General features: G+C 53.0%; 19 protein-coding genes and 2 pseudogenes. 15 read left to right on the forward strand and 6 right to left on the reverse strand.

Annotation, left to right across the window (positions count from 1 at the left end; all coding sequences use genetic code 11):
* Window positions 1-45 precede the first annotated feature (45 nt).
* Window positions 46-909 (reverse strand): ATPase, encoded by an 864-nt coding sequence (locus tag ACIGCM_RS05430; RefSeq protein WP_397500991.1) that lies wholly within the window; start codon window positions 907-909, stop codon window positions 46-48.
* Between the two features lie 374 nt (window positions 910-1,283).
* On the opposite strand from ACIGCM_RS05430, the gene ACIGCM_RS05435 reads away from it, so the two are divergent.
* Window positions 1,284-1,574: a hypothetical protein gene (locus ACIGCM_RS05435; RefSeq protein WP_397500992.1), complete on the forward strand. Its 291-nt coding sequence runs from the start codon at window positions 1,284-1,286 to the stop codon at window positions 1,572-1,574.
* A gap of 25 nt (window positions 1,575-1,599) precedes the next feature.
* Here ACIGCM_RS05435 and ACIGCM_RS05440 read toward each other — a convergent pair whose 3' ends face one another.
* Entirely contained in the window at window positions 1,600-2,592 is a 993-nt protein-coding gene (locus ACIGCM_RS05440; protein ID WP_397500993.1) for an NAD-dependent epimerase/dehydratase family protein, read from the reverse strand.
* 210 nt (window positions 2,593-2,802) lie between these two features.
* Entirely contained in the window at window positions 2,803-3,129 is a 327-nt protein-coding gene (locus ACIGCM_RS05445; protein WP_397500994.1) for a cupin domain-containing protein, read from the reverse strand.
* A 251-nt stretch (window positions 3,130-3,380) separates the two neighbouring features.
* Between ACIGCM_RS05445 and ACIGCM_RS05450 the strand changes: the two genes are divergently transcribed.
* The gene (locus tag ACIGCM_RS05450; protein ID WP_397501117.1) at window positions 3,381-4,421 is read left to right on the forward strand and encodes a saccharopine dehydrogenase family protein; all 1,041 of its coding nucleotides are present in this window, start codon (window positions 3,381-3,383) and stop codon (window positions 4,419-4,421) included.
* Here the strand turns inward: ACIGCM_RS05450 and ACIGCM_RS05455 are convergent.
* Window positions 4,411-5,301, reverse strand: a complete 891-nt coding sequence (locus ACIGCM_RS05455; RefSeq protein WP_397500995.1) for a LysR family transcriptional regulator ArgP — start codon at window positions 5,299-5,301, stop codon at window positions 4,411-4,413. The genes ACIGCM_RS05450 and ACIGCM_RS05455 overlap by 11 nt on opposite strands.
* 94 nt (window positions 5,302-5,395) lie before the next feature.
* Here ACIGCM_RS05455 and ACIGCM_RS05460 point away from each other — a divergent pair, with 94 nt between their 5' ends.
* The 4 genes from ACIGCM_RS05460 (at window position 5,396) to ACIGCM_RS05475 (ending at window position 9,765) form a co-directional block, all read left to right on the forward strand.
* Window positions 5,396-5,806, forward strand: a complete 411-nt coding sequence (locus ACIGCM_RS05460; RefSeq protein ID WP_397500996.1) for an ACT domain-containing protein — start codon at window positions 5,396-5,398, stop codon at window positions 5,804-5,806.
* A 4-nt stretch (window positions 5,807-5,810) separates the two neighbouring features.
* Complete coding sequence (locus ACIGCM_RS05465) at window positions 5,811-6,416, forward strand: LysE/ArgO family amino acid transporter (RefSeq protein WP_397500997.1); 606 nt, start codon at window positions 5,811-5,813, stop codon at window positions 6,414-6,416.
* 367 nt (window positions 6,417-6,783) lie between these two features.
* Window positions 6,784-7,365 (forward strand): superoxide dismutase [Fe], encoded by a 582-nt coding sequence (gene sodB, locus ACIGCM_RS05470; protein ID WP_010486246.1) that lies wholly within the window; start codon window positions 6,784-6,786, stop codon window positions 7,363-7,365.
* 336 nt (window positions 7,366-7,701) lie between these two features.
* Window positions 7,702-9,765 carry a putative bifunctional diguanylate cyclase/phosphodiesterase gene (locus ACIGCM_RS05475; protein ID WP_397500998.1) on the forward strand — a complete coding sequence of 688 codons (2,064 nt, stop codon included), beginning with the start codon at window positions 7,702-7,704 and terminating at the stop codon, window positions 9,763-9,765.
* A gap of 231 nt (window positions 9,766-9,996) precedes the next feature.
* Here ACIGCM_RS05475 and ACIGCM_RS05480 read toward each other — a convergent pair whose 3' ends face one another.
* Both ACIGCM_RS05480 and ACIGCM_RS05485 read right to left on the reverse strand, forming a co-directional pair.
* Complete coding sequence (locus ACIGCM_RS05480; RefSeq protein WP_397500999.1) at window positions 9,997-10,887, reverse strand: GIDE domain-containing protein; 891 nt, start codon at window positions 10,885-10,887, stop codon at window positions 9,997-9,999.
* Window positions 10,888-10,891: 4 nt separating this feature from the next.
* On the reverse strand, window positions 10,892-11,464 hold the full coding sequence (locus ACIGCM_RS05485; protein ID WP_397501000.1) for a LemA family protein: 573 nt from the start codon (window positions 11,462-11,464) through the stop codon (window positions 10,892-10,894).
* 201 nt (window positions 11,465-11,665) lie between these two features.
* On the opposite strand from ACIGCM_RS05485, the gene ACIGCM_RS05490 reads away from it, so the two are divergent.
* From ACIGCM_RS05490 to ACIGCM_RS05530, 9 genes and pseudogenes are all read left to right on the forward strand, one after another.
* Window positions 11,666-13,018 (forward strand): imelysin family protein, encoded by a 1,353-nt coding sequence (locus ACIGCM_RS05490; protein ID WP_397501001.1) that lies wholly within the window; start codon window positions 11,666-11,668, stop codon window positions 13,016-13,018.
* A 566-nt stretch (window positions 13,019-13,584) separates the two neighbouring features.
* A pseudogene (locus ACIGCM_RS05495) lies at window positions 13,585-13,707 on the forward strand (ESPR-type extended signal peptide-containing protein); the annotation flags it as partial.
* A gap of 6 nt (window positions 13,708-13,713) precedes the next feature.
* A complete protein-coding gene (locus ACIGCM_RS05500; protein ID WP_397501118.1) occupies window positions 13,714-18,783 on the forward strand; it encodes an autotransporter outer membrane beta-barrel domain-containing protein in 5,070 nt (1,689 codons plus the stop codon).
* 251 nt (window positions 18,784-19,034) lie between these two features.
* Complete coding sequence (locus ACIGCM_RS05505; protein WP_397501002.1) at window positions 19,035-19,481, forward strand: hypothetical protein; 447 nt, start codon at window positions 19,035-19,037, stop codon at window positions 19,479-19,481.
* A gap of 115 nt (window positions 19,482-19,596) precedes the next feature.
* Window positions 19,597-19,767, forward strand: a complete 171-nt coding sequence (locus ACIGCM_RS05510) for an autotransporter outer membrane beta-barrel domain-containing protein (protein ID WP_397501003.1) — start codon at window positions 19,597-19,599, stop codon at window positions 19,765-19,767.
* Window positions 19,768-20,070: 303 nt separating this feature from the next.
* Window positions 20,071-21,498: a di-heme oxidoredictase family protein gene (locus ACIGCM_RS05515; RefSeq protein WP_397501004.1), complete on the forward strand. Its 1,428-nt coding sequence runs from the start codon at window positions 20,071-20,073 to the stop codon at window positions 21,496-21,498.
* Between the two features lie 12 nt (window positions 21,499-21,510).
* The gene (locus ACIGCM_RS05520; protein ID WP_397501005.1) at window positions 21,511-22,572 is read left to right on the forward strand and encodes an imelysin family protein; all 1,062 of its coding nucleotides are present in this window, start codon (window positions 21,511-21,513) and stop codon (window positions 22,570-22,572) included.
* Window positions 22,573-23,667 (forward strand): DUF1513 domain-containing protein, encoded by a 1,095-nt coding sequence (locus tag ACIGCM_RS05525; RefSeq protein WP_397501006.1) that lies wholly within the window; start codon window positions 22,573-22,575, stop codon window positions 23,665-23,667. It begins immediately after the preceding gene.
* 775 nt (window positions 23,668-24,442) lie between these two features.
* A pseudogene (locus ACIGCM_RS05530) lies at window positions 24,443-24,601 on the forward strand (HAMP domain-containing protein); the annotation flags it as partial.
* Window positions 24,602-24,647 lie beyond the last annotated feature (46 nt).

A 24,647-nucleotide genomic window follows, 5' to 3' on the forward strand; every position in this document is an offset into this window, starting at 1 on the left:
CTAAAAAACCCGCTGATGCGGGTTTTTTAGTTCTGCAGCAAAGTGTTATTTGGCGTCGATTTGGTCCTGCAAATTACGGATCTGCGACTGCAAGGTGTTAGTGGTGCGAGTCACTTGAGCCCGGAAAGCATCAAACTCGGCGGTATTGCTCTTGGGTGCCGGACGGTTATCGAGCGTGCTTTTGAGCACCAGCAACTCATCCTGCAAGTCATTAATGGCTCTGGTTGGATTCTCCACCTTCTTCAATGCCTGTACGTCCGCATTAAGGTCTTTGACCTGAGCCGTCAGCTTGGCTTGATCGGCCACAGAGCTTTTCAACTCAGCCTGAGCGCCGCTCAATGCACCTTGCTCAACCGTCAGCGCCTTCAGCGTTTTACCCAACTCGGCGTTGGCGTCCTGCTGGGCCTTTAGATCACTTTGCTGAGACTTAAGATCGCTGCTGATTTGTTCTAGGCGCTTGTCCAGATCACCCTGTTGGCCACTGCTGCCAAGCTGTTGCTTGTTCAGTTCAGCCAGCTTGCTCTCAAGCTGTTTGACCTGCAGTTTGAGCGCTTCACTGCCGGTGGTGACGTTCGACTCAGTGGCAACCACTTTGCCGGAAATGTCTTTGATCCGACCTGCCGCTTCTTCACTGATTCGCGCGAAGCTTTCTTGGGTGGCAACCAGCTGCTGCTCCATCAGGTTGATCTGCTGAAAACTCCACCAGCCCAGACCTGCAAAAGCGATCGTCAAAGCACCAACCAATGCCCACAACGGACCTGTACTGACCCTTTTTACCGGCGCAGCAGCACGGCGAGGTGATGCTTCAGCTACGGGTTCACGGCGCGGCGGAACGTACTCCTCTTGCTCACGCGTACCGGCAGACAAGCTAGGTACATCATCAAGTTCATCATTAGCATCGTTACGCATGGTTAAACCTTCAAACAAAAAACACTAAAAGGACTACAAAACTTATGGATCGCATCACCGCCCGCAAGCGTGCAAGGCAGGCCAGGGAAGCATAAGCAACTGCGGGATAGGCCGTCGCGATCAGGTAGATATTGCTGACGCCTAGTATAACGATTCGTAGAATTGTAAGCAGTTTTGCTCTATGCCGGTGCAGCTCGCACCGAAGCCGTTCAAATCCTAAGCAGATCGACCTGCCAGAGCCCGCACAGTTCCTCATTATGTGATCTGGTATGCACCTTGCACGCCCCAATGACAGTCAAGCCGCAATGAAGACGGTGTCTGCCCGTACAAAGTTTCTCAATTAAAAAGAATCTGACAGTTACGAGGGGTGAACAATGGAGTTGAATAAAGCCGTACTCGATTGCATGCAAAGTTTACGTCGACGCCTACGTGAGGAGATGTCGATTGATATTCGCCTCAGTCAACCGGATGCCATTAGCGCGATGCTCAGTGCGTGCATCAGCTCCAGCAATGAAGAAACCCGCCAATTGGGCCAAAAGCTTGCTCAGTTCAGTGACATGCCCAACGCAGTGCTGACACCAAGCAAGCCTCAGCAAAGTGATAGTGCGCCGCAAGCACCAACCGGATCACTTAGGATGTACCGCGGCCAACGTGTATACGCCTGAGCGCCTTGGCTGAATCTGATTGTGCTCATCCTTGCTGATGGGCTTTCCACCAAAGGCAAAACTCGTCCAGCGCGGTCCACAGACTCACCTGCGGATCATAATCGAGTAACTCCCGTGCCCGGCTGATATCCAGCGTAAAATCCTTGGCCATCACCGCAACACCCAATCGAAACAGCCCGGGTTCAGGTCGTCCCGGAAGCAGCTTGCAGAGGCTTTCATTAAGCGTCGCTGCGCTGTAGGCAAGCCCATAAGGCATGTGCCGAGTGACCTGCGGCTGGCCCATCTGGCGCAGTACATAGTTGACCGCATCCCACAGCGGCACCGGCGTACCGTTACTGATGTTGTACACCTTGCCCAAGGCAGGTCCTGCCGCTAGCAGGCAGCTGAACAAGGCGTCATTAAGGTTTTGCACGCTGGTGAAATCGACCTTATTCAAGCCATTCCCAATAATCGATAAACGCCCTTTGCTGTGCATTTTGATCAAACGCGGAAAAATACTGGTGTCGCCTGCACCGGTCACAAAGCGTGGGCGTACGGCGAGCACTTCAAGGCCAAACTCCTGAGCGCCAAATACCTGCTGCTCGGCAAGATATTTGGTTTTACCGTAATGGTCGGAAAAGCGTTTTGGCACTTGCGATTCATGGATGTTGAGGTGCGACTGACCATCAAAATAAATCGACGGCGAAGACAGGTGCACCAAACGCCGCACATGTTTTTTCAAGCAGGCTTCGATGATATTTTCGGTGACAATAACGTTGGCCTGATGGAAGTGCTCGTACTTACCCCAGACACCGACTGCACCTGCGCAATGTACAACGGCTTCGACATCATCACAGAGCGCCAGAGCCAACTCAGGATCATTCAAGTCGCCCTGAATAAATTCAGCGCCGCGCTTTATCAGGTGCTCAACACCTTCGGGGCGACGGCCATTGACTCTCACCGTCAAACCCTGCTCCAAGGCAAAACGAGCAAAGCGTCCGCCAATAAAACCGCTTGCGCCGGTGACGAGAATTTTCATTGAGCACCCTGACTTGTTGTTTTTGACTGGTGCAGCACTGTAACAGCATGGCTGTCCAGAGCACCTGTCATAACAGGCCAGAATCACGACCTTAGGCACTTTTCGTACAGAATCCTGGAGGCCACTGCCCGCCTTTCTGCGCGGCATCACACAAAACGCAGTGGCAGGCAGCAAGCAACCAGGTCGAAAGTGTTCAGGCTTGTCAGCAACCTAAGGCAACTTGGCGATCAGATCCTTACGCGAAGGTGTCCAGATGCTCAGCACCACACCGGGCTCGTCAGAGTGATTGGTAATATTGTGCACTTGATTGGGAGCGATTCTGATTGATTGCCCCGGCTCAAGGGTTTGGGTTTCACCGTCACGCATAAATTCGAGCGAACCCTGAACCACGTAATTTACCTCTTCGTGGGGGTGATGGTGCGGCGTAGCAATCGCCCCCACCGGGATTTCAAGCTCCGAGACTGTCAGGTCAGCACTGTTGCTTAAGATCTTGATAGTCACATCGCCAAACTTAATTTCATTACTGTTGTTTGTCATACATTCCTCTTCAGCACGATTTTACAGGCGGCCAAGACACACGCAGTGTCGGCGTGCATTCGGCCCGTTTTTTATAGGCACTCAACCCTAAATCAAAGCGCCTTAAAAGCTTTGTAGGAAATATCTGACAAACCCCATCCAAAAGGCTGGTTGTGCCAAACGGTCCAAACCCGGGCGGCTCAGATTCAAGCTGCTAACCTTTATTGAATGAACATCAATGCAGAGCGTGCTGCGTGACTAAGACCAAGTGGATGATTTATGGCGCTAACGGCTATACCGGCCACTTAGTTGTTGCGCAGGCAATGGCTGCAGGCTTGAGTCCAATTTTGGCTGGCCGTAACCCAGCAGCCATTCATGCACTTGGCAGCCTGCATGGCCTTGAATGCAGGGTCTTCGACACACAAAAGCCGGCCCAGGCAGCCGAGGCGCTGCGCGATGTGGCAGTGGTCGCCAATTGTGCCGGGCCTTTCTCAGCAACAAGCGCTGCAATGATTCAGGCCTGTATGAGCAGCAAAACCCATTATGTCGACATCACCGGGGAGATCAGTGTTTTTGAAGGGGCCTTTGTCCGCGATCATCAGGCGAGAGAGGCTGGCGTGGTGCTCTGCCCCGGTGTAGGTTTTGATGTTATTCCCACAGATTGCATTGCGGCTTGCCTGCATCAAACCATGCCTGATGCCGACCGACTGGCTCTGGGTTTTCAAACCGCCAGCGGATTGTCTCCCGGAACAGCGAAAACCACGATTGAAGGCTTGGGACTGGGCGGAAAAATCCGCCGCGCAGGGGTTATCACCGATGTGCCCTTGGGCTATAAGCGCCGGCAGATTGATTTTGGTCGCGGGACCAGGTCGGCAGTCACCATCCCTTGGGGGGATGTATCAAGCGCCTATCACTCAACTGCAATCGGCAATATCGAGGTGTATATACCTGCGCCACCGGCGGTGGCCACGACCATGGGTTTACTCAACCCCATGCGCAAAGTATTAGGCTTGGGCGCGGTGCAGAATGCGTTAAAAAATTTGGCGGGAGCCTGTATCAAGGGCCCGAGTGAAGATCAACGTATAAACCAGCGCACATGGCTTTGGGGCGAAGTGCGTAATAGTGCAGGAGAGCTGAAAACAGCTCACTTGGAGACCGCCAACGGCTATGAAGTCACCATTCATGGCGTGCTTCACGCGGTACAGTACTTACTCCAATATCAAGGGGATGGCGGCTATTTCACCCCTTCAAAGCTGCTCGGCGAGCGTGTGATTGAACAACTACCAGGTTCAGGAAAAATTATCATTGCCTGATCAGACTGCCGCGTGCAGCATCGAGCAAATGGTCAGTTAACTGATCAAGCAGTTCACCACCATTACGCCAGTGGTGCCAGTACAGCGGTACATCAATCCATTGTTGTGGTTGCAACTCAACCAGCTCACCTGCTGCCAATTCGTTTATCACCTGTTGTTCAGGCACCAAGCCCCAACCTAACCCGGCCTGAGCCAGACGTAGAAAGCCTTCTGAAGATGGACACAGGTGGTGCAAAAAACCGCCTTCAACCCCCTGCGCTGCCAGATAGCGATGCTGTAGAAAGTCATCAGGCCCAAATACAATCGCAGGTGCCTTCGTCAGCGCCTGAGTGTTAACGCCATGGCTGAAATGGCGTTGCATGAAAGCCGGACTGGCCAGAGCCCGATAACGCATCGAGCCCAGCAAGACACTGCGTGCTCCTGCCACGGGCCGGTCAGTCGCGCACACGCAGGCGGCTACATCACCCGCTCGCATGCGTTTCAAACCCACGTCTTGGTCCTCAACCACGAGTTCAAGCAGCAAGTTCTTGTCTGCACAGAACTGACCCACCGCTGCAGCCCACCAAGTCGCCAGGCTGTCCGCATTCAAGGCCACTCGCAAACGCTCAGGTGCTGCGTTGTCATTCAAGCCCGGCACTTGCCCCTGAACATCACGCTCAAGCAGTCGCACTTGCTGCACATGGTTTAACAAACGCCGTCCGACATCCGTCGGCGTCGGCGGAGTTGTTCGTACGAGCACAGGCTGACCCACACGCGCTTCGAGCAACTTGACCCGCTGTGATACTGCCGACTGCGACAGGCCTAGCACTTGTGCGGCGCGCTCAAAGCCTGCCTGTTCAACCACGGCTGCGAGAGCTGCAAGTAACTTGTAATCGAACACATCAGTTTCCCTAATGACACATCAGCAATATTGCTTTTCCTTATACATCCACAGGACACAAACTGGCTATATCCAATTCATCAGGAATCAGTTCATGTCGGGTGAAACATCACTGCACGTGCTGCTGCAAAGCATGAAGCCAACCCTAAACCCAGGCACCTATGTGTTTTGCAGCGTCGAGTCACTAAAACAACTGGGTGAGATCGAACCCCTTGGCAGCTTTCGCGAGCACGAAGGGCTCACAGTGATTGTTACTCAAGCGCAAGCACAGCAACTCTCTCTCAAGACCGACTACCTCGCCGCCTGGCTCACGCTGGAGGTGCACTCCGCGCTCAGTGCCGTCGGCCTGACAGCTGCATTCGCCAATGCCCTGGCCGAGCAGAGCATCAGTTGCAACGTGATTGCGGGTTATTACCACGACCATATTTTTGTCGATATTAACCAAGGCCAACGAGCCTTGGAGGTGCTGGAGCAGTTGAGTTGCCAAACAGCCTCTAAGGAGTAGAACCATGTGGCAAAGCTATTCCAATGGGTTGCTGGTGGCGATCGGCTTGATCATGGCGATTGGCGCACAAAACGCCTTTGTCTTGGCACAAAGCCTGCGCCGTGAACATCACCTGCCGGCCGCGCTGTTATGCATTGCATGCGATGCAGTTTTGGTGGCCGCAGGAGTATTTGGTTTGGCTGCAGTGCTCAGTCAAAGCCCTGCGTTGATGGGAATTGCGCGTTGGGGCGGTGCAGCATTCCTACTCTGGTATGGCAGCCAGGCGCTGCGCCGTGCTTGGCGTCCAATGGCTCTGGATCAAGGGGGCTCGCCGTTACCACGGTCATTAAAAGCGGTGATTCTGGCGACATTGGCCGTTACCCTGCTCAACCCGCACGTTTATCTCGATACGGTGCTGCTGATTGGCTCGCTCGGCGCGCAACAAGCCGAACCCGGTGCCTACGTGATGGGGGCCGCAAGTGCCTCGCTGTTGTGGTTTATGAGCCTCGCACTGGGCGCTGCATGGTTGGCGCCGTGGTTGGCTCGCCCTATCACCTGGCGGCTGATTGATTTAGGCGTTGCAGTCATGATGTTAAGCATTGCCTGGCAGCTGCTGAGCGAAGTTATTTGAAGGCTGACCCTCAACCTATTCACACCCGTAAACGGCTGAAACCTCTAGCGCAGATGCTTTCCCACACAGTTGTTGCGTGGTTATGCCGCAATCCCGGTGCTATGATCACTGGTCTGCGTCGTTGCGAGCCTGGCCAAACGGTGAACAGGCTCTAAAACAGTTATCATCGACGCGAACAGTCTTAATGTGAAAATGTAGAGAGCGCAGCGAACACTGACAGGCTCGGCGGACGTAACGTCAAGCTGTAGCTTTTGTCGGGCTAAATCGACCTAGCGCCGAACGCAGTCTTTTTCACACAGTCTGTATTGTATGGCCGTCCGTGATCGGCCTTGCGCTCACCGCACATGACCTGAGTAGGAGATTAACCATGGCTTTTGAATTGCCACCGCTGCCGTACGAGAAAAATGCCCTCGAGCCGCACATTTCCGCCGAGACTCTGGATTACCACTACGGCAAGCACCACAACACCTATGTTGTGAACCTCAACAATATGGTGCCTGGCACCGAGTTTGAAGGCAAAACCCTGGAAGAAATCATCAAGACTTCTTCGGGCGGCGTGTTCAACAACGCAGCACAAATCTGGAACCACACCTTCTACTGGAACTGCCTAAGCCCTAATGGCGGTGGCGAGCCTACTGGCGCACTGGCTGACGCGATCAACTCTGCATTCGGTTCGTTCGACAAGTTCAAAGAAGAGTTCAGCAAAACTTCGATCGGTACTTTCGGCTCTGGTTGGGGCTGGCTGGTCAAGAAAGCTGACGGTTCCCTGGCACTGGCAAGCACCATTGGCGCTGGCTGCCCGCTGACCAGTGGCGACACCCCGCTGCTGACTTGCGACGTTTGGGAACATGCTTACTACATCGACTACCGCAATGCGCGTCCTAAGTATGTAGAAGCATTCTGGAACTTGGTGAACTGGGATTTCGTTGCGAAAAACTTCGCCGCTTAATCCAGTAACCACAACACGCTTTGTGTTTGTAAAAAAACCCGGCAACCGCCGGGTTTTTTTGCACTATTTTGTAGATATAGGTAGCGTGCTAAAAAAATAATGGCTCAACGCCATCGCAGCCGAAAGTACTATGCTAGAAAGTCAGCTTCACGTATTAAAGCTTAAGCAATTAAACGCCGATATATAGCGATAAGCTACCACGCATAAAACCTAGAAACTCAACACCAGATTTCAGTAGCTGTGAAGCACTCGGCCAACAATGGCTTTTGACTGCGACCCTGAGTTTGCCAATACTCAAAGCGCCTTCTGGCAGCCGGCATCACAAGGACCTATCTTTTGAAGTTGGAACTGAAAAATAGACTGTCACTGAAATTACTGCGCATAGTGCTCCTCTGCGCATTGATTGTCGGCGTAGTGCTTAGTTGTGCCCAGATTGTGTTTGACGCCTACAAATCCAAGCAAGCTGTTGCCAATGATGCCCATCGTATCCTCGGCATGTTCCGCGACCCGTCCACTCAGGCCGTCTATAGCCTCGACCGGGAAATGGGTATGCAGGTTATCGAAGGCCTGTTTCAACATGAATCAGTGCAAATGGCCTCAATCGGCCACCCGAACGAGCCGATGCTCGCAGAGCGCGAACGCCCACCGGCACAAATCGCGACCCGCTGGCTGACTGACCCGATTCTGGGTAAAGAGCAGAAATTCTCAACTCAACTAGTGGGCAAAGGCCCATACAGCGAGTACTACGGTGACCTTAACATCACCCTGGACACTGCCGCCTATGGCGAAAATTTCATCATCAACTCGATTATTATCTTTGTCTCCGGGGTGCTACGGGCACTGGCGATGGGTTTGGTCCTGTATCTGGTTTACCACTGGTTTGTCACCAAACCTCTGGCCAAAATCATTGAACACCTAAGCAACATTAACCCTGATCGCCCCAGTGCCCACAAGCTGCCAATGATCAAAGGCAACGAGCACAATGAACTGGGTTTATGGGTCAATACGGCGAACCAGTTACTTGAGTCCATTGAACGCAACACCAGCCTGCGCCATGAGGCCGAAAACAGCCTGCAACGCATGGCGCAATATGACTTCCTCACTGGCCTGCCGAACCGCCAGCAACTGCAGAATCAGCTCGATCAAATTTTGAATGACGCGGGTCGCCTGCAACGCCGTGTCGCCGTCCTTTGCGTAGGTTTGGATGACTTTAAAGGGGTCAATGAGCAGTTCAGTTACCAAGCAGGTGACCAACTGCTGTTGGCCTTGTCTGATCGCCTACGCAGTCACGGTGGGCGTCTTGGCGCTTTGGCCCGTTTGGGCGGCGACCAATTCGCGTTGGTTCAGGCAGATATAGAACAGCCCTATGAAGCGGCTGAACTGGCACAAAACGTTCTGGATGACCTTAGCAACCCGTTCACCCTCGATGACCAATTGGTGCACTTGCGCGCAACGATCGGCATCACGCTGTTCCCAGAAGACGGCGACAGCACTGAGAAGCTTCTGCAAAAAGCTGAACAAACAATGACACTGGCAAAGAGTCGCTCACGCAACCGCTACCAGTTCTACATTGCCAGTGTGGACAGTGAAATGCGCCGTCTGAGAGAGCTGGAGAAGGACCTGCGTGGCGCTCTGGAAGGCAATCAGCTGCACCTGGTTTATCAGCCGCAAGTCAGTTATCAGGCCAAGCAGGTGGTTGGCGTTGAGGCCCTGCTGCGCTGGGAGCACCCGCAGCTTGGCTGGATCCCACCTGATCAGTTCATTCCGCTGGCAGAGCAAAACGGCAGCATCATCGCCATTGGTGAGTGGGTGCTTGATCAAGCATGCCGACAACTGCGTGAGTGGCACGATCAGGGCTTCAACCAATTGCGTATGGCAGTCAATCTTTCAACCGTGCAACTGCATCACGCTGAACTGCCGAGAATGGTTAATAACTTGCTGCAAATCTATCGCCTGCCTGCTCGTAGCCTCGAACTCGAAGTCACTGAAACAGGTTTGATGGAAGATATCAGTACCGCTGCCCAGCACTTACTGAGCCTGCGCCGTGCCGGTGCATTGATTGCAATTGACGACTTCGGCACTGGGTACTCGTCATTGAGTTACCTGAAAAGCTTGCCGCTGGACAAAATCAAGATTGATAAGAGTTTCGTCCAAGACTTGCTGGAGGATGAGGACGACGCAACCATTGTTCGCGCCATTATCCAACTGGGTAAGAGTTTGGGCATGCAAGTTATTGCTGAAGGCGTTGAAACAGCGGGTCAGGAAGCCTACATCATCAGTGAAGGCTGTAATGAGGGCCAAGGCTATTTCTATAGCAAACCCCTCCCCGCTCGCGAACTGACCTTGTACCTAAAACAAGCACGTCGTGTACTTGCGGCATCTGACTCGGCGGCTTTTTAGCGACCGATTTATTGCATGAACATTGATAGACAAGCTTAGGGATCCTCTGAAAAAGGTAGCGAGCGAATGGCTGCCACAGCGCTGGCTGCCACACCATAGTGCATTCAGCCTGAGGCTGTGGGCCGTTTTATAACGCAGCACGGGCTGCGCCAGTAATACCTAGCGCAGTTGTTTTTCAGAGGCTCCCTAGCTTTGTCGAACCCTACGCAGCCGTTGGGCTGCGCTTCGCACTTAAAGAATCCGCAACTGCCAAGCCAAGCTCAAGGCACCTGCCAAGCACACAACCGCAGCCCCTGCCGCTTGCCAGTAAAAGCCACGCGCCAGCTCATCCTCACCAGTGGTTGAAAGCACGAAAGGCTGCGACTCTCTGGGCTTGGCTAATTGATGCACGGCTGGCTCAAGGCTTTGTTGACGATGACGGTCTTCAGCTTCCAATTGTGCAGCTAAACGCACACGGCTCCATTCTTGTTCGTCGAGTTGGCCATTTTTATCGCTGTCAAAGCGCTGCAAAAGACCGGAAAAATCAGACTTCCACTCACGAATCACTGCGCCCTGCTGCGCTGCTAAATCCAAGCCCTGTCGGCCACCGCCTGAGCTGCGAAAGTCACCAATGGCATACAGTGGCTGGCCGACGTGCAAACGTTCTTCGGTGTAACGGTATTTCTTACCCATACTGAGGAACCCCAGCATACCGCCCTTGTTGGCAATCCGAGGATGGCGCTGACTACCGTTCCAGACCTCTCGCGTAGTGGTTCGAACCTGCGCACCCTTGGGGTTAATCAGGCAGTCCCCGGTGCCGTCGCTAAGTGCCAGCAATGCGTCACTGACCCCAGACTCAAGCGAGCGCCACGTGCGTTTTTTATCGTCCTGCACATGCTCTTCGATCTTGAAGCGCCACCACACACAGGGTTTGCCCGTTAATGGCCCGACCAGCAGATTATCAGGCTGCTCGGTAATGACCCCGTAGAACTCAACATAGCCTTGTGCTGCTGAGCGAATCTTCGAGGTTGGCGTATCCAGCAAATGGCGCGCCTGCGAAATCTGACGCAGGCACCACCACGCACCAGCAGCACTGGTGCCAGCGCTCATCATAAGGCTCAGCCAATAGGCTTCGACGGCCATGGCTTCAGCTAAACAAGGATTTGATATTTACATCGGCCTTCTCAGCCTCACTGAACTGCAACAGATCGCCCGACTTGAAACCCATGGCCCGGGCGATCAACACATCGGGGAACTGCTCGATACGCACATTGTTCAGATTCACCGCCTCGTTATACAACTCCCGGCGATCAGCGATACCTTTTTCCAAACCACTGATGCGTTGCTGCAAATGCTGAAAGCTTTCATTGGCTTTCAGCTCGGGGTAATTCTCGGCCAAGGCAAACAGCTGACCTAAACCCGCGCGCAAACCACTTTCAGCCCGGCCCAAGGCATTTACATCACCCTGAACTCGGGCATTGGATACCGCCTGACGCGCCGCAACCACTTGCTCAAGGGTCGTGCGCTCATGCTGCATGTACTGCTTGCAGGTCTCCACCAGCTTGGGCAGTTCTTCGTGGCGCTGTTTGAGTAGCACATCGATATTGGCCCAGGCTTTACTGATGCTGTGTTTTAAACGCACCAAGGCGTTGTACAGCGTCACCGCATAGCCCGCGAGCAGCACGAGGAGAACAATCAACACAATACTGGTGAGGCCCATGAAAATTTCCCTGTGAGGTGGACAACGGCTCGATAGTGGCATTCTAGCGGCATTGAGTTGCCTGGAGAGTGACTCAGTGCATGAGTTTTTTATACGAATTATTCCCAACGCTCTTTACACGGAATGCAAATCTTTCGCATTATGTTACGAGTTTAGCGGCGCAAGCGCCCAACTCCCTTAACTACTACAAAGGATGTTGTCATGATTCGTATGCCCCTGGCCTCCGCCAGCCTACTGGCCATTGCTATCTCTCTCGCTGGCTGTGGCGAAGAAAAGGCGCCTACCACTCAGGCAGTCTCTCCTGCTGAAGTTAAACAAGACACTCCCGTTGCCGCAGCTGCAAAGGCCGACAACACCAACCAAGTTGATGAAAAAGCGGCTAAAGCTGTTGTTTCGCATTACGCTGACATCGCTTTCGCAGTATTCAGCGATGCTGCCAGCACCGGCAAAACCCTGCACGCAGCAATCGAGACCTTTCTCGCCACGCCAAACGACGCCAACTTGAAGGCCGCTCGCGAAGCATGGATTGCCGCTCGTACCCCTTACATGCAAACCGAGGTGTTCCGCTTTGGTAATGCCGTGGTCGACGACTGGGAAGGCCAACTCAACGCCTGGCCCCTGGACGAAGGCCTGATCGACTACGTTGCCAAGGACTACCAGCACGCACTGGGCAACCCTGGTGCAACCGCCAACATCGTGGCCAACACCGAAATTCAGGTGGGCGAAGATAAAGTCGACGTCAGCAAAATCACCCCAGAAGTACTGGCTAGCCTGAATGAGCTGGGTGGTTCCGAAGCCAACGTTGCAACGGGCTACCACGCCATTGAATTCCTGCTCTGGGGCCAAGATCTCAACGGCACCAACCCAGGTGCTGGCGATCGTCCTGCCACTGACTTCGTCGTCGGTGAAGGTGCAACTGGCGGTCACAACGAGCGTCGTCGTGAATACCTCAAAGCCGCTGCTGACCTACTGGTAAGCGATCTTGATGAAATGGTTGGCCAGTGGAAAGCCGGCGTTGCCGACAACTATCGCGCAAGCCTTGAAAAAGACACACCAGTAAACGGCATGCGCAAAATGCTCTTCGGCATGGGCAGCCTGTCGCTGGGTGAACTGGCGGGCGAACGCATGAAGGTTTCGCTGGAAGCCAACTCCACTGAAGACGAGCAAGATTGCTTCAGCGATAACACCCACAACGCTCACTTCTACGACGCTAAAGGTATCCGCAACATCTACCTGGGCGAGTACAAGAAAGTCGACGGCACTACGCTGACCGGTCCAAGCCTGTCATCTCTGGTGGCCAAGGCTGACGCAAAAACTGACGACACCCTGAAAGCGGACCTTGCTGATACCGAAGCTAAACTGCAGGTTATCGTCGACAGCGCCAACAACGGCGAGCACTACGACCAACTGATCGCCGCTGACAACGAAAAAGGCAATCAGATCGTTCGTGACGCAATCGCCGCACTGGTCAAGCAGACCGGTGCAATTGAAGAAGCTGCTGGCAAGCTCGGCATCAGCGACCTCAACCCAGACAACGCTGACCACTCGTTCTAAGCGAGCGCGATGTCGACAAAGCCGGTGCGTTAATAGCGCACCGGCTTTTTTATTGGCTTGAATTTCGCTTCAACAACCAATTACCTGGCCTGTCGGAAAAACGACTAGCTAGGCGCGCAAAACTGATTCCCCTGAGACTGTAAATGCCGGCATGCCATCCGCGCGTCCTACAGGAAACTAGCCTAAATCCCCCTCTGATTTACCCCTCCTCCCCGCTGTTTTTTCTACCTCAGAACACGACGACTAAATTGCTCACGCATTTGTCGCTTTCCCCTGCAACTACGGGCTTCAGATAGCTAAATAACGATCTAAGCATGCCCTAATTTCCGCAGGAAATGTTCGGCTCACGCGCTCTCAACACCCACGCCCTACTCCCCCTCTGAATAAATAAAAATATGACACGTCCTACATATCTGTAGGAATCGCCCTAAAGACCTGGGATCGAGACCTAAGTTATGTTTTCCACCTCAACGAATGCCCGGCAAATCAGAGTGGATTATGCGGCGTTCACAACATGCAGTTGAAGGAACTTCACTCACTCCTCATATAAGTTTATTAGGTCATTTATGAATCATTTTTATCGTCTTATTTGGAACACTTCTGCTAGCTGCTGGAACGTTGCGGGAGAGAACTCTCGCCGTCGTGGCAAAGCAGGTCGTGCTCTGACCAGTGTTGGCTCCGCTTTAGTTCTATCCATGTCGGGTAGTGCATGGGCAGCGCAACTGGCGGATTTCAATCCGCGTGATAATGATGATCAAGTCGGCGCTCTTATCATTTCAAACGGCGCAACTGACACTTTGACTGGCAATGGCTCTCAATTTGAGCCAGGCCTGACTCCTGGCTACGGGATCAAGTTTGGCGAGCTTGAGAAGACGGGTTATTTAGCATCAGGCAGCGATTCTGTGCTGGATAAGAACCAGTTTATTCTAGGGGGGTCTACAAGTGTAACTGCACCGGACCCTATTACAGGCAGTAATACGGTAGTGTCTGTTCATAACTCCAGCGCCCTTAAAGAGAGCCCATATGCCGATATATATACTATCGGTTACCGTGATGTGGGTGACGATATGTACATTGATGGCCGGGCTGGCACTGTCGACAGCACGGGTGGCTCGCTGATTGTTGATATTGGCAAAAGCAACAGCACTACTGCCGTCGATAGTGCTATTAATATAAGCGCCAAGCAAACCTCGCTTGTATACGCTGACGGCACAGGCTCGGCCTCTTCCAATATCATATGGAACTCCCGAAACAATGTGAATTTCGGCAATATAACGACAACACCTGCGTCAGCTTATGGTATTCAGGATAAAGAGCTTGTTGTCCCTGTTTATACTGGAAGCTTCAGCTCTTTTGATGGCAGCCAGCACACCGTGTCATCCATCGACGACCTTAAAGTATTTAATGACTGGCTGGTGCAGCAGGTAAAAGGCGGCAAGATTAACCAGACTCAATACGACAACGAATTTAAAAAGGCATATAGCCTTCAATCACAAACAGTTTCATTCGATTTTCATCTGTCAGGCACAGATGACGGTAGTTTAGAACTTGGCACCAGCACTGTTATGCATGCCGTAGGGGCTAACGCCACTGCGACCATAGCTAAAGGGGCACAGATTGACGGTGATTCGCGAGCACTTGGTGGTGTGGGCGCCAAAGCCGGTGCAATTATGCGTGCTGATCAGGGCGGTAGCATCATTAACAATGGCAATCTTTCTACGGGATCCAATGCTAACGGCATGATTGCAGTGGGGGCCGGTAGCACCGCTATCAATAATGGCGTGTTGACTGCCGGTTTTACACAGGGCGACACGCCACTTGATACCAGTAAATTGTTCCTGTACACAGGCTACGGCGTGAGGGCGTATGATGGCGCCTCGTTCACCAACACTGGCATTATGAATTTATCAGTTAATACGGATGGTCATGGTTATAGTGTTCTCCTTTCCGGAGCCGGAACTACAGGCACTAACTCAGGCATTATCAATGTTGGTGTCAACCGAGGTATCGCCTCTGCCAGTAAGTCACCTGTTATTATTGGTGTTTCTACCGGCGCAGGCACTACTTTCACCAACGAAGCTAACGGCGAAATTTATTTAGGGCGCGCCGCTCAATTCAACGCCGATGCTCCTGAAGCAGTCGCTGATGCACAAACCAAAGAATGGATTACCGGTATTCAACTGTTACGCGGCGGTAGTGCTGAGAACAAGGGCACGATCACCCTTGGTTCAAAAGTTCAGGGTAGCGAAGCTATCTATGTTCTTGGCGGTCAGGCCGGAGACAATGCTCTCAACTCCGGCACCATCAATATTAATGGTGCCGATGGTGACGCACCATTGCTTAATATAGGCATTCATGCAGTCGATACCGGTGAAACCCAGATAACGAACAGCGGTGAAGTCAACCTCAATGGCATCAATGCTGTCGGCCTTATGGCATTGAGCAGAACTGGAGCGTCGATTATCACCTCAACAGGCGACATCAATATTAATGGTGCTGCTGATCCAATGTCTGGCACCCGTAACTTTGGTGCATGGTCTGAAGGCAATGGCAGCAAGATTCTGTTCACTGGCGGCTCGGTCAATCTGGCGGGTGACGGTGCCATTGGCGTGCACGCTCGTGACAAAGGTCAGGTTGTGGTTGATGGCGGTGCTATTAACTTTGATGGTGGCAGCAATCAGATCGGCTACTTTGCCTATGGCGACGGCTCGTCGATCGACATTACAGCTGCCAGCTCTACCGGTTTAGATGTTTCGACTCAAGACTCCACCCTGTTCCGCATTGAAGACGGTGCCAGCATTAATGCCGCAGGCGGTGCTTTAACTGCTTCCGGTGACGGCTCGACTGCTCTTCAAGTGACTGGCGCAGGTTCTACGGCCAATCTTGATGCGCTCGACATCACCGTTTCCGGTAAGGGTGCCACTGCGCTGAAAGTAGAGGGTGGGGCGACCGGCTCGATGAGCGGTGCTTCCAATCTGACGTTGAACGATGGCGCTGTTGCAGTAGTTGTTGATGACAACAAGTACGACCTCAATGGCGTTCAGACCGGTACTGGCGAATCGACATTCAGCAACATCGGCGATATCACCATTGCCGACGCAATGGATGTCACCCTGTTCCGCATCAAAAACGGTGCTGAACTGACCAACTCCGGTAATCTTGATCTGGCCAACGGTACTGCCGTAGAGCTTAGTGGCGCTGGTTCGCGAATGAATCCTGATGCCAGCGGCGTAGCGGGCACTATTACCGTGCATGACGGTATTGCCGGTATCAGTGTTCAAGATGGCGCAACTCTCAATACGTCCAACAGCATCACTGTCGACGGCAGCGCCACTGGTGTGTTGGTGGGGAAAGATGCCGGTAAAGTGGTGATCAACTCGGATGCACATATCACCGGGCTAGGCACGGGTTATGGCAACTTGATCACCAACCAAGCGACAGCCGCGACCACCCTTGTCGATGGTGCGACGCTTGAAATGAAAGGCTCTGGTGCGGCGATTCTTTCTGAGAATAATCTGGACCAAGCCTCACATGGTCAGATTCTGGTCTCAAGCGAAGTAGGTGGTAAAGGTATTGCACTGTCCAATGCCGATGGCTCTGTGTCTGCGGGCAGCCTGAATGTCGGCGATGGCTGGGATATTGATGTAACGGGTAACGGTGCGGGTGTATACGCCAATACTACTGGTGCACTGTCTGTCACCGGTGACATTGATGTAGCCGGTACCGGTAATGCAATCAAGAGTGATGCTGCCAGCAGCATTTTGATTGCTGATACAGCTACGCTTGAAGGCCACAACGACGGCGCTACATTAATCACCGGCAACGTCGATCAGTTGATCAACCAAGGCAATATTTATTCGCAATCTTTCTCGAGCAAAGCCATTGTTTTGGGAGATGAGCCTACCACTCTGATCAATATGGGTGATGGTCATATCATTGGTGATATCGATCTGGGTGCGGGTGACGATAGCGTGTTACTGGCCGACAACAGCCGACATATGGGCACGCTGAATACTGGCGCGGGTGACGATACGGTGACCATTAGTGGTAACAATGTCAGCCACGATATTCTCGATGGCGATGCCGGTCATAACACACTGGTATTCGACAATGTCACTAACGCTGTTGCTGATGCGAGCAATGTCGATAGCGTTCGCAATTTTGCTCAGGTTGATTTGTTCAACGGTACACAGTTGCAGCTTGAACGCGACCTCTGGGCAACACCACCGCAGGGCGTTGCTTTGCTGGCCGCTGGTAACTCAAATGTATTGAACATTGACTCCAGCAGTACCTTGAATGTGTCGGGTTCGCAGACCATCTCTGGCGACTTGAACACCACTGGCCGAGTCAATATTGGGTCCGATGGACCATCCTATGGCAATACCTTCACCATCGATGGCAATTTAACGGGTGCTGGTGAGTTCGGCATGCAAACCGACTTGGCATCTGAGCAGGGCGACCTGTTGGATGTGCAGGGCACAGCCTCTGGTGCACATACGCTGGTGATTGCTGATAGCGGTTTAGAGCCAGCCTTTGCCGGTGGCGAACTGAAAGTGGTGGAAACCGGTGGTGGTGAAGGCCAGTTTGGTCTGCGCGGTGGTCACGTGGATGCCGGCGCCTATCGTTACACCTTGGAGCAGCGTGGTGCTGACTGGTATCTGGCTAGCCCTGTGGTTAACCCGATTGTTCCTCTAGATCCAGTTGTTCCTGTAGATCCAGTTGTTCCTGTAGATCCAGTTGTTCCTGTAGATCCAGTTGCTCCTATAGATCCAGTTGTTCCTGTGGACCCGGTAACACCTGTTACTCCTGTTGATCCAGTAATCCCTACACCCCCAGCCCCGACCCCGGATGACTGGAGTGATGGCACCAATGCTGCCATCGGTAACCAGATTGCGCTGGCGACCCTTTGGACTGCCGAGATGGATACCTTAGTTAAACGTTTGGGTGACCTGCGTCAAGGCAAGCAAGAAGGTGGTCTGTGGATGCGTGCCATGGCTCGCAGCAACGATATCGATACCGGTTCAAGCCGCGTCTTTGACCAGAACGTCCAAGGTTTCCAAATTGGCGCTGACACCGCTGTGCCTGCCGAGAACGCCACGTGGTTGCTTGGCGGCATGGTTGGCCAAGCCACGGCAGACAACGACTTTGGCTCAGGCTCATCAGGTGATATCGACAGCACAACGATCGGTGCATATGCCACATACCTGCACGACAGCGGTCTGTATGTAGACACCGTGGTCAAGTACAACAGCTTTGACAGCGATGTGAAAAACACCAATAACATGGGTGAGCGAGTCAAAGGTTCGCAGCGTACCGATGGTTTTGGTGCCAGCGTTGAAGTGGGCAAGCGTTACGACCTCAAGCAAGGCTGGTATGTCGAGCCACAAGGGCAATTGAGCTCAATGCACATAGAGGGCGATCACTACACCCAGACCGATGGCCTGAAGGTCAAGAGCGACAACATCAACAGCTTACAAAGCCGTCTTGGTGTGCAGACTGGGCGTAGTTTCGATTTGGACAACGGCATGCCGCTTGATGCCTACGTGACCACCTCATACATCCATGAGCATGGCGATGACAGCAAAGTGGATGTCAACGGCCACGAGTTCGACGTTAAGTTGCCGGGCAGCCGCGCCGAAGTGGGTGTTGGCATGAGCCTGAAAGTAGCGAGGTCTTCCAAGGTCTATATGGACATGGAATACGCCAAGGGTGATGACATCGAAACCCCATGGGCGGTCAATGTGGGCTATCGCTACGATTGGTAATCAATGGCCTATCAACTGCGGCCGGTAGTTAAAATCAGCCCGGCCGTTACCAAAAAAACACCACATCAGCGATGATGAATTGGTATTTATATACCTAAGTTATCTCCAAGGGCGAATTAGTCACGGCTGGTGCAACCATTAACTTTGCGAGAAATTTGACAATAAAAACTTAAAAAATTCAAATCGATATCAGGAGCAGCTTACACAAAGTTTTAGATATGGAAGCACATATAACCTCAAAGGATAGACACATGTTAATTAAAAGCTCATATAATTCAGCTGTAAAATTGTTAATATTGTTTTTTGGCATTAACATCCTAACGGGATGCGCATTGATTTCTACGGAAGACAAATACTCTTCCAGCTATATCGACGCTCATATTATCGAAGGAAAAACAACACAGCGCCAAATTCAAGATATATATGGTGTTCCAGATGATAATGAAAAATCATCTAATGGCACAACGTGGGTGTACAATAGGGGCGAATATTTAGGCGTTATTTCAAAGGCTATTTCGTACGTCCCTGGCACTGGCTCCATCCAACAGGCGATAGGTCTGAAGCAAGATGCATCCACGGCGTCTGATACCGCTAGAAAGGTATCCGGTAAATACACAGGTGATACTGAGGTGCACGGGAGCTGGCTTTATATAACTTTCAATAAAAATGGAGTGGTTAATTACTGGAGTATTGAGTAAGTCCCCGGCTCTTTTTACAGGCAGCTAATAATCCCAAGCGTTTTGGGGTCAGTCCCGTTTTTTTGCAGACTTGACTTGGTTTCGAGTTGGACAACAGCATACCCTTGATACCTAAATGGTCACCTCTTACATCCATGAACATGGCGATGACAGCAAAGTGGATGTCAACGGCCACGCGTTCAACGTTAAGTTGCTATGCAGCCGTGCCGAAGCAGGTGCTGGTATGAACCTGAAAGCAGCGAAGTCTTTCAAGGGCTATAGGGACATGAAGTACGCCAAGGCGTGATGACACCTAAACTCCATGGGCGATCAATGTTGGCTATCCCTACGATTAGTAATAGATAGCAAACAGGCCGCTTAACAACCGACAGTTGTGCCCCCCTCAATAGCAATACTGAGGGGGGGTGTTGTGTTTATGGCACCGCGCAATAATTGCGTTTTGGTCAAGCCCTCCTCCGCTAGTTGACCGCGTTGCCCCTGCGACCGAGTGGCGCAGCACTGGCTAAATCTTGCTGATAACGCAAATCGCTCTTATTTAAATTACCTTGGACTGGTATTATTGCGCGCAGTTTTTCTCGGATACATGCTGATGCTTGCGCAGTTGCAACGCCCTCTTCCTTTGTTCGGACTGGTTTTAGCGCTGGCATTAAGCGGGTGTGAAAAACCACCGCAGTTCACCCACGCCGAACCCGGTGAAGCACTCTCTGGCGGCAGCACCAGCGTGTCCAAAGCAGATCACAATGCTTTCTCGCAACCCTCAGCGAACCTCTCTCCACTGCGTCGCCTAGACTTCAGTGTTGGCAACAGTTTCTTTCGCAACCCATGGGTGATCGCCCCGGCAACCACGATCGCCCGGGATGGGCTTGGCCCACTTTTTAACACCAACGCCTGTCAAAACTGTCATATCAAGGACGGCCGCGGCCATCCACCGGAACCGGACGCCGTCACTGCGACCTCTATGTTAGTGCGCTTGTCGATCCCGGCGACTACGGCAGAGCAGGCGAAAATCATTCAGCGTCTTGGCGTGGTTCCAGAGCCAACCTACGGCGGTCAATTGCAAGACATGGCCAACCCTGGCGTTGCCCCGGAAGGCAAAGTGCGGATGAGCTACACCTTCAGCAAGGTCAAGTTCAAAGACGGCAGTGAAGTTGAACTGCGCAAACCGACACTGAATATCACCCAGCTTGGCTACGGCCCAATGCATCCGGACACTATGGTCTCGGCACGCGTCGCCCCGCCGATGATTGGACTGGGTTTGCTTGAAGCCATCCCCGAAGCTGAAATTCTCGCCAACGCCGATCCAGAAGATGCAAACAGTGACGGTATCAGTGGTCGACCTAATCACGTCTGGGATGATGTGCTCGGACGCACCGTGATCGGCCGTTTCGGCTGGAAAGCCGGACAACCCACCTTGAACCAACAAAATGCGCATGCTTTTTCCGGTGACATGGGCCTCACCACCAGTTTGATGAAGCATGACGACTGCACCGCAGCACAAGTTGACTGCCTCGCTGCGCCTAATGGTGGTGAACCTGAAGTCAGTGACAAACTGCTCGCCAGTATTTTGTTTTACAGCCGCAACCTCGCCGTACCCGCACGCCGCAATGTCGACCAGCCCGAGGTGCTCAAGGGCAAGAATCTGTTTTACCAAGCGCAATGCAGCGCTTGTCACATCGAAAAGTTCACCACTGCGGCGGATGCCGCCGAACCCGAGCTGGCCAATCAAGCGATTCGCCCGTTCACCGATATGCTGCTGCATGACATGGGTCCCGGTTTATCTGACAATCGTCCTGAGTTCACTGCCACGGCTCAACAATGGCGTACAGCGCCACTGTGGGGCATTGGCTTGACCCAAGCAGTTAATGGTCACACCCAGTATTTACATGACGGTCGCGCACGCAACCTGCTTGAAGCCATTGCCTGGCATGGAGGCGAGGCTGAAGCGGCCAAACAGCGTGTTTTAGCTTTTAACGCCGAGGAGCGCAAAGCGCTGCTGGCCTTTCTGAATTCGCTATAAAAGGAGCTGCACATGTATCGCTCGCCCTTAACCCTGACACTGTTGAGCGTTTTACTCAGCGCCTGTACACCATCCGATCCACAGCAAAAAGTGACGGCTGCATTAGCCGATGGCGTGGTTCTGCCCGCTTACAGTTCTTGGGCTGAAGCAGACCAAAAACTGTCCGCAAGTAGCCAGGCGTTTTGCTCCGGCAAACAAGATCTGCCCCAAGCGCGTGAAGCATTTGTAGCGGCGCAAAGCGCTTGGGCTGGCCTGCAAACCATTCTGGTTGGACCAATGACTGAGGGCAACAAAGCCTGGCAAGTCCAATTCTGGCCAGACAAAAAGAACCTTGTAGCCCGTCAAGTACAGACCCTGCTGAAGAATAAACCGCAGCTAACGCCAGAGGACCTGGCGAAGTCCAGCGTCGTCGTGCAAGGTTTGACCGCCTATGAGTACATCCTCTACGACGAGTCAATTGATCTGACGGACGATCAACAGAAAAAACTTTATTGCCCATTGATTACGGCGATCGGTGAGCATCAGCAAAAGCTCTCGGCTGAAGTCCTGGCCGATTGGCAAGCGAAAGATGGCGTTGCGACTGAGTTCAAGCAATTCCCGAACAACCGCTACGCAGAAGCCCAAGAGGCGCTGGCCGATTTGCTGCGCAGCCAAGTCACCGCAATTGATGTGCTGAAGAAAAAACTCGGGGCACCACTGGGCCGTCAAAGCAAAGGCCACCCACAGCCCTATCAGGCCGAAGCGTGGCGCAGCAATGCCAGCCTGTCCAACATCGCCGCAACCCTAGCCAGTGCTGAACGCATCTGGCACGGAGCCAACCAAGATGGCTTACAAAGTTTGCTCGGCAGTGATCAGGACGCCCTGAAAAAACGTATCGATGCAGCTTATGTTGACACCCGTCAGCGTCTTGCAGCCCTGCAACGGCCACTCTCTGAATTGCTCAAAGAAGAAGACAGCCGCATCCGACTCAATGAATTTTACGACAGCTTAAATGTGTTGCATCGCCTGCATGAGGGCGAGCTTGCAAGCACTTTGGGCATCCAACTAGGCTTTAACGCCAACGACGGAGACTGAATGAAACGCAGAGTATTTCTCGGCCTTGCAGGCACCGCCCTAGCCGCTAGCGCATTGGGCGGCTGGTCACTGGTCAAAAATGGCCCGCAGCCGCTGCTGGTTTCAGCCCGTGACGGCAGCGATGGCCAGCACTACGCCGTCGGTTATCACCTCGATGGCACCAAGGCTTTCGCAACGCCGGTCAAAGAACGCTGTCACGATGTTGTGCCACATCCCAGCCAGCCAATGGCGCTATTTGTAGGCCGTCGCCCAAGTACCGAGAGCTACTTGATCGACACCCGCGACGGTAAGCTTCTACAGACCCTAACCTCCCCCGCTGATCGTCATTTCTATGGCCATGGCGCCTTCCATAAGGACGGCAACTGGCTGTATGCCACGGAAAACGACACCTCTGAGCCAGGCCGCGGTGTCATCAGTGTTTACCGTGTGCAGGGCAGCACACTTGAGCGCGACCATGAACTGTCGACCCACGGTGTCGGGCCTCACCAATTGCTCTGGTTACCCGATGGCGAAACGCTGGTTGTTGCCAACGGCGGTATTCGCACCGAGGCTGAAAGCCGGGTCGAGATGAACCTCGATGCAATGGAGCCCAGCCTGGTACTGCTCAAACGTGACGGCACCCTGATCAGCAAAGAGCAGTTGCCAGAACAAATGAACAGCGTTCGCCATTTGGCTATTGCCAGTGACGGCACCATTGTCAGCGGCCAGCAGTACATGGGCGAGATGGCGGATAAAATACCCTTATTGGCGATCAAGCGTCCCGGCCAGCCCTTCGAGCATTTCCCCCTGGCCGAGGAGCAGCGCCAAGCCATGCTCCAGTACACAGCCAGCGTGGCGATTAACAGTGAACTGCGCTTACTGGCGATGACTGCACCACGCGGCAACCGGGTGTTTATCTGGGACCTGGACACCGGCGCAGTCCGGCTTGATGCACCGCTACCCGATTGCGCAGGCGTAGGCGCTGTCGAACACGGTTTTGTCGTGAGTTCCGGCCAAGGCCGCTGCCGCATGTACGATTGCCGCGAAGAGAAAATCGCCATGCAGCCTCTGCAATTGCCAGCGGGTCTCTGGGACAACCACCTGCGCCTTGCCTGATTAGCACCGCCTACCCAATGGGTGGGCGGTCGCACCTTTCAATCAAACAACCTCAAGAACTGGATGCTGCAGCCGAAAGAGCCTACAGCAAGCCCAACTATGCGCCATTTGCACAACACGGAGGTTCCACCACCTCACCAAAAGGAGTGCGTAAGGCTGCTGCCCCCCCTGAATTGAGGTGACTAAGATGTTGTTAAAACGCTCGCTACGCGCACAAATCCTGGCCTTGCTAGGTGGAAGCCTATTGCTGATTTTGCTTATTGCACTGCTGTGCTTTGCATTTATGTCCAGCGGTATGCAGTCTTACCGCAATCTGATTGACGGCCCAATTCTCTCGTCTCGGCTGATCAATGATGCCAATGTCGAATTCAAGATCCAGGTTCAGGAATGGAAGAACGTATTGCTGCGCGGCAAGAATCCAGCTGACCGCAACAAGTACTGGCAGCAGTTCCAAAGCTTCGAAGCTCGCGTCCAGCAAACCCTGAAAGACCTCTCACACAATGCAGCCCAAACCAATAACCAGGCATTACAAAGCCAGACTGATACATTGATAAGCGAACACCTTGCGATGGGTAAGGCTTACCGCACTGGTTTTAAGGCATTTGTTGATGCCGGTGCCGACTCGGCAGTGGGTGATGCGGCGGTTAAAGGCATTGATCGCAGCGCCAGCCAAAAAATGGAATATCTGGTCATCCAGTTGTCCAAGCAGAGCCAGGAACAATCCTCAGCGATTAGCCAACAAGCACACCAGACGATTTTCCTGGGAATCGGCTTTATGTTGATATCCAGTGTCGTTGTTGGCCTTGTTAGCCTGTGGCTGGTCAATCGCAACCTGATCACCCCGATCCAACAACTGATTGAGTACATTGCCCAACTCAGCCAGGGTAACTTTGCAAAACGCACAGAAATCAATCGTCAAGATGAACTGGGTCGCCTGGCCGTAGCCGCCAATACCTTACGCGACTTCCTCGCCGATACCT

Origin of the sequence: Pseudomonas sp. NPDC078700 (assembly GCF_044542375.1) — a bacterium.
GTDB lineage: Bacteria > Pseudomonadota > Gammaproteobacteria > Pseudomonadales > Pseudomonadaceae > Aquipseudomonas.

Bases quoted from the DNA above. Each gene is read 5' to 3' on its own strand.
- ACIGCM_RS05480 (WP_397500999.1), bottom strand. From the start codon at position 10,887: ATGGCCGTCGAAGCCTATTGGCTGAGCCTTATGATGAGCGCTGGCACC.
- sodB (WP_010486246.1), top strand. From the start codon at position 6,784: ATGGCTTTTGAATTGCCACCGCTGCCGTACGAGAAAAATGCCCTCGAG.
- ACIGCM_RS05490 (WP_397501001.1), top strand. From the start codon at position 11,666: ATGATTCGTATGCCCCTGGCCTCCGCCAGCCTACTGGCCATTGCTATC.
- ACIGCM_RS05450 (WP_397501117.1), top strand. From the start codon at position 3,381: ATGATTTATGGCGCTAACGGCTATACCGGCCACTTAGTTGTTGCGCAG.
- ACIGCM_RS05505 (WP_397501002.1), top strand. From the start codon at position 19,035: ATGTTAATTAAAAGCTCATATAATTCAGCTGTAAAATTGTTAATATTG.
- ACIGCM_RS05515 (WP_397501004.1), top strand. From the start codon at position 20,071: ATGCTTGCGCAGTTGCAACGCCCTCTTCCTTTGTTCGGACTGGTTTTA.
- ACIGCM_RS05465 (WP_397500997.1), top strand. From the start codon at position 5,811: ATGTGGCAAAGCTATTCCAATGGGTTGCTGGTGGCGATCGGCTTGATC.
- ACIGCM_RS05525 (WP_397501006.1), top strand. From the start codon at position 22,573: ATGAAACGCAGAGTATTTCTCGGCCTTGCAGGCACCGCCCTAGCCGCT.
- ACIGCM_RS05510 (WP_397501003.1), top strand. From the start codon at position 19,597: ATGGTCACCTCTTACATCCATGAACATGGCGATGACAGCAAAGTGGAT.
- ACIGCM_RS05520 (WP_397501005.1), top strand. From the start codon at position 21,511: ATGTATCGCTCGCCCTTAACCCTGACACTGTTGAGCGTTTTACTCAGC.
- ACIGCM_RS05500 (WP_397501118.1), top strand. From the start codon at position 13,714: ATGTCGGGTAGTGCATGGGCAGCGCAACTGGCGGATTTCAATCCGCGT.
- ACIGCM_RS05445 (WP_397500994.1), bottom strand. From the start codon at position 3,129: ATGACAAACAACAGTAATGAAATTAAGTTTGGCGATGTGACTATCAAG.
- ACIGCM_RS05485 (WP_397501000.1), bottom strand. From the start codon at position 11,464: ATGGGCCTCACCAGTATTGTGTTGATTGTTCTCCTCGTGCTGCTCGCG.
- ACIGCM_RS05430 (WP_397500991.1), bottom strand. From the start codon at position 909: ATGCGTAACGATGCTAATGATGAACTTGATGATGTACCTAGCTTGTCT.
- ACIGCM_RS05460 (WP_397500996.1), top strand. From the start codon at position 5,396: ATGTCGGGTGAAACATCACTGCACGTGCTGCTGCAAAGCATGAAGCCA.
- ACIGCM_RS05435 (WP_397500992.1), top strand. From the start codon at position 1,284: ATGGAGTTGAATAAAGCCGTACTCGATTGCATGCAAAGTTTACGTCGA.
- ACIGCM_RS05440 (WP_397500993.1), bottom strand. From the start codon at position 2,592: ATGAAAATTCTCGTCACCGGCGCAAGCGGTTTTATTGGCGGACGCTTT.